Annotated in this window: 1 pseudogene; it reads left to right on the top strand. The window is 41.0% G+C overall.

Going from position 1 to position 1,135, the window contains the following annotated elements:
* Nucleotides 1–1,135, top strand: a pseudogene (locus APR43_RS24580) (hypothetical protein); the annotation flags it as partial.

Here is a 1,135-nt window from a genome sequence, read left to right as displayed (position 1 = left end):
TTTGATAACGATACTAAAAACGGAACAGCATTAGTTCCATCAGATGTAAATCTGACAACGACTACTGCAGATCCGACAGGATATTTAGTTCTAAATCCGGACGGAAGTTTAACATTAGGCGCAAATGCTCCGGCAGGTACTTATCAATTAACTTACACCATCTGTGAGAAACTAAATCCATCAAACTGCAGTTCAAATACCGTAAGTGTAACAGTAGGTGTACCAGTAATCGATGCGGTAACAGAAACTACAGCATCTATCAATGGAAATACAGGCGGTACAACAGCAGCCTTAACAGCAAACGATACGTTAAACGGAAACCCGTTTGTGATCGGTACTTCGGCAGGACAAGTAACATTAACAGCGATCAGTGTTCCAACAGGATTAACCTTAAACGCAGACGGAACAGTAACAGTTGCGCCAAACACACCAGCAAATACCTATGATGTTACATACAGCATCTGTGAGATCAGTAACCCAGCAAATTGTGATACAGTAATCTCAAAAGTTGTGGTAACAGGCGGCGTATTAACTGCAAATCCTGATACAATTGGATCAGTTACATCAACAAACACAGCTCAGACATTACCATTAAATGTGTTTGATAACGATACTAAAAACGGAACAGCATTAGTTCCATCAGATGTAAATCTGACTACGACTACTGTAGACCCAACAGGATATTTAGTTCTAAACCCAGACGGAAGTTTAACATTAGGTGCAAATGCTCCGGCAGGCACTTATCAGTTGACTTACACAATCTGTGAGAAACTAAACCCATCAAACTGTAGTTCAAACACAGTAAGTGTAACAGTAGGTGTACCAGTAATCGATGCAGTTACAGAAACAACGACATCAGTAAACGGAAACACAGGCGGTACAACAGCAGCTTTAACAGCAAACGATACGTTAAACGGAAACCCTGTATTAATCGGAACATCAGCTGGACAAGTAACATTAACAGCGATCAGTGTTCCGGCAGGATTAACACTAAATGTGAACGGAACAGTAAAAGTTGCAGCGAATACTGCAGCAGGAACTTATGATGTTGAGTACAGCATCTGTGAGGTTACTAACCCGACAAACTGTGATACATTAACAGCGATCAGTGTTCCGGCAGGATTAACACTAAATG

Source organism: Flavobacterium sp. NLM, from assembly GCF_002210235.1.
Lineage (GTDB): Bacteria > Bacteroidota > Bacteroidia > Flavobacteriales > Flavobacteriaceae > Flavobacterium > Flavobacterium panici.
This window is presented reverse-complemented; position numbering and strand designations above follow the sequence as displayed.